General features: G+C 69.3%; 4 protein-coding genes. 1 reads left to right on the top strand and 3 read right to left on the bottom strand.

The window, feature by feature from the left end:
* The coding region (locus ACEN88_RS27235; RefSeq protein WP_413344688.1) for a LysR substrate-binding domain-containing protein at positions 1–776 on the top strand (776 nt) is incomplete at its 5' end.
* 4 nt (positions 777–780) lie between these two features.
* Here the strand turns inward: ACEN88_RS27235 and ACEN88_RS27230 are convergent.
* From ACEN88_RS27230 to ACEN88_RS27220, 3 genes are read right to left on the bottom strand one after another with little or no spacing between them, the layout of a single operon-like run.
* Complete coding sequence (locus ACEN88_RS27230) at positions 781–1,332, bottom strand: GNAT family N-acetyltransferase (RefSeq protein ID WP_413344687.1); 552 nt, start codon at positions 1,330–1,332, stop codon at positions 781–783.
* Positions 1,320–1,982 carry a TetR/AcrR family transcriptional regulator gene (locus ACEN88_RS27225; protein ID WP_413344685.1) on the bottom strand — a complete coding sequence of 221 codons (663 nt, stop codon included), beginning with the start codon at positions 1,980–1,982 and terminating at the stop codon, positions 1,320–1,322. Before ACEN88_RS27225 ends, ACEN88_RS27230 begins: the two co-directional genes overlap by 13 nt.
* The gene (locus ACEN88_RS27220) at positions 1,979–3,346 is read right to left on the bottom strand and encodes a PLP-dependent aminotransferase family protein (RefSeq protein WP_413344690.1); all 1,368 of its coding nucleotides are present in this window, start codon (positions 3,344–3,346) and stop codon (positions 1,979–1,981) included. Before ACEN88_RS27220 ends, ACEN88_RS27225 begins: the two co-directional genes overlap by 4 nt.
* Positions 3,347–3,416 lie beyond the last annotated feature (70 nt).

The following is a 3,416-nucleotide window of genomic DNA, read 5'->3' as shown; positions in this document are numbered from 1 at the left end:
GCGCGGTCAGCCAGCTCGTGCGGCAACTGGAAGAGCACCTCGGCGTAAAGTTGTTCGAGCGGGTCAACCGGGGCATCCTGCTGACCCAGGCGGGCCGCGATTACCTGCCGCCCGTGCGCAATGCTTTCCGGCAGATCGCGCAGGCCACGCAGCGCCTCGCGGCGTCCGCGGATGCCGGCACGCTGACGTTGAGCGTCACGCCGTTCTTCGCGTCCGCGTGGCTGATGCCGCGCCTGCAGCGGTTCCGCGACGCGCATCCGGGCATCGACCTGCACATCGTGACCAGCACCGCGCTGGCGGATTTTGCGCGCGACGGCGTGGACGTCGCCGTCCGGCACGGCGCCGGACGCTATCCCGGACTGCGGAGCTATCGCGTGGCCTCCGTCGAGATCGTGCCGGTGGCCGCGCCGGCCCTCGTCGAGCGCCTTGGCCTGCCGTCAGCGCCTGCGGACCTGGCGCGCTGGCCGCACGTGCATGATGCGGACCGGAAGGGGTGGAGCCTGTGGTTCCAGGCAAACGGCGTGGATGATGTCGCGCTGCCGCGCGGCCCGTCGTTCGACGACGCCAGCCTGCTGCTGGGTGCCGTGCTGGCCGGGCAGGGCGCCGGGCTGCTGCCGGCCGCCATGGTGGCGCACGAGGTGGAGGCCGGGCGCCTGGTCAGGCTGGCGAAACCGGCTCACATGGAGACGTTCGCGTACTACCTGGTCTATCCGGAAGCCCGGCAGGACAACCCGAAGGTGGCCGCCCTGCGCGACTGGATCCTGGCGGTGGACTAGCAGGTCACCCGTTCCAGTGCCGGCGCAGCAGGCCGTAATACACCGTATCGGCAGGCTCGCCCTGCACGATCCACCGCTCGGGCATATAGCCTTCCTTTTGAAACCCGAGCTTTTCCAGCACCCGTGCGGACGCCCCGTTGCGCGGGTCGATGTCGGCCTCGATGCGGTTCAGGTCCAGCGTCGTAAAACCGTAGGCCAGCAGCGCGCGCAGCGCCTCGCTGACGTAGCCGCCGCCCCAGTGGGCGCGGGCCAATGCGTAGCCCATTTCGCAGCGGCGGCTGGTGTCGACGAAGCGGTGCAGGCTCACGTTGCCGATCAGTTCTCCCGTTTCGATCAGTTCGACGCCCAGGCGCATGCCGCTGCCGTCCGCATAGGCGGCCTGCGTGGCGGCGATGTGCTCGCGCGACTGGTCGAGCGACGTCCACGGTCCGCTGCTCCAGTAGCGCGCCACTTCCGGATCGGAAAACACGGCATAGTGCGCGTCGACGTCGCGCTCGATCATCCAGCGCAGTTTCAGGCGGGGCGTGAACAGTTCGATGGGGCTCAGGGTGGGCATGGGTTCTCCTGGAGGCCGACGGCGGCGAGGACCATGCCCGTGATCAGGCGCTCGGCGTCGTCGAAGTCGGATGGTTGCAGTTGTTCGCGGTCGAGCACGAGCGTCATCTGGGCGGCGAAGTCGGCGTACGACTGCGTCATCGCCCACACGGCGAACAGCAGATGGGTGGCGTTGACGGGCGCGATCTTCCCTTCCGCGATCCAGCGCTCGAACACGGCGATGTCCGCGCGCAGCAGCGGGATCACGCGGCGGCGGATCTGGTCGGCGTACAGCTTGGCGCCGCCGATCACTTCCATCGCATACACGCGCGACGCGAGCGGCTGCTCGCGCGAGAACGTCAGCTTCGCGCGCACATAGGCGCGCAGGACGTCGCCCGGGTCCTTGCCCGGATCCGCGAGGCTGGCCATGCGCGCGAGCCAGTCGTCCAGCACGTTGTCGAGCACGCGCTGGTACAAGGCCTGCTTGGTCGGGAAGTAGTACATCAGGTTCTGCTTCGACAGGCCCGCGCGCTCGGCGACGGTGGCGATCGACGTGCCTTCGTAGCCGCATTCGGCGAACTGGCGCACGGCTTCGCCGAGGATGGCCGCTTCGACTTTGTCGCGGTGGCTTATGCGGTGATTGCCGCGGTGTTTGACGGGGGCGAAGGTCATGGAAGGTCTCCTCGGATCGAACGCAGGAAATTGAGCAGGGCCGGCTCGTGGGCATAGGCGACGTTGAAGCGGAACCAGGCGGTATCGGGCGGCGTCAGCGCAAAGAATTCGCCCGGCGCCAGCAGGATGCTCGCGCGCAGCGCGCGTTCGGCGATGGCGCGGCCGCTTTGTTTCTGCGCTGGCCAGCCCGCGCTGACGAACATCCCGCCGCGCGGCCGGGCCAGCGGCACGAGGCCCGCATCGCCGAGGCGTTCCAGCGCCAGCTCGCGCGCGTCGTCCAGCTGCTGCACGAGGCGCTCGACCTGCTTGCGGTAGGCGCGGCTGCCGACGGCATCGTAGACGGCGCGCTCGTTCACTTCCGACGTCGTCAGGCCCGTGAGCATCTTGACGCGCACCAGTTCCGGTATCAACGACCCGGAGGCGCAAATGGAACCCACGCGCAGCACGGGCGACAGGGTCTTGGAAAAGCTGCCGATGCGGATCACGCGGCGCAGCCCGTCCATGGCCGCGAGCGACGAGTCGCCGCGCGCCGCCAGTTCGCGGTAGATGTCGTCCTCGACGAGCCAGAAATCGTACTGCTCGGACAGCGCGAGCAGCCGGTGCGCCTGTGCCTGCGACAGCGACGTGCCGAGGGGATTCTGCAGCACCGTGTTGACGAACATGAGCTTCGGCTGGCGCGCCTGGGCCGCGCGCGCGAGGACGTCCATGTCCAGGCCATGCGCGCCGCGCGGGATGCCGACGGCCTCGCAGCCGTGATGCCGGACGAGCGCGAGCAAATTGCCGTAGCCGGGATCCTCGACGAACACGACGTCGCCCGGCCGCGTGAGCGTGCGCAGCACGAGGTCGAACGCGTGCGTGGCGCCGTGCGTGAGCAGGATCTGCTCCGGTTCAACCGCGCACAGGTCGGCCGACAGCGTCGTGGCGAGATGCTGGCGCAGGCTGGGAAAGCCGAGCGGATGGCCATAGCCGCGCAGCCGGCCGGCCGGGATCTTCATCGCGTGGCGCACGGCGTCGAGGATCGTCGACTCGCCATACCACTCGGGCGGCAGCCAGCCGGCGCCGACGGGCAGCGCATCCGTCTGGCCGGAATAGAGGTCGGGCGTGAGCGTGTCGACCACATTGGCGGCCGCGAGCAGGCAGGGTTGCTGCGCGGGGGCTTCCGTGCCGCGTGCGACGAAGAATCCGGAGCCGCGTCGCGATGACAGCAGGCCCAGGTGCAGCAGGCGGTCGTACGATTCGACGACGGTGAAGGTGCTGACGCCATTCACTTTTGCGAATTGTCGAACGGACGGCATCTTGGTCCCGGCGGGCAGCGTGCGCCGATTTACCATTTCGGCGATGGCCGCGACGATCTGGTCGACCAGGCTGCCGCGGGGGGGGGGGGGGGGGGGGGGGGCGGCGGCGCGCCCCCCGGCGGGGAGGGTTGGTTGTTTT

Origin of the sequence: Massilia sp. CT11-108 (assembly GCF_047302915.1) — a bacterium.
In the GTDB taxonomy this organism is placed as follows: Bacteria; Pseudomonadota; Gammaproteobacteria; order Burkholderiales; family Burkholderiaceae_D; genus Telluria; species Telluria orientalis.
Note: the sequence above shows the minus strand (reverse complement) of the source record. Positions and strands in the feature narration are given on the sequence as shown.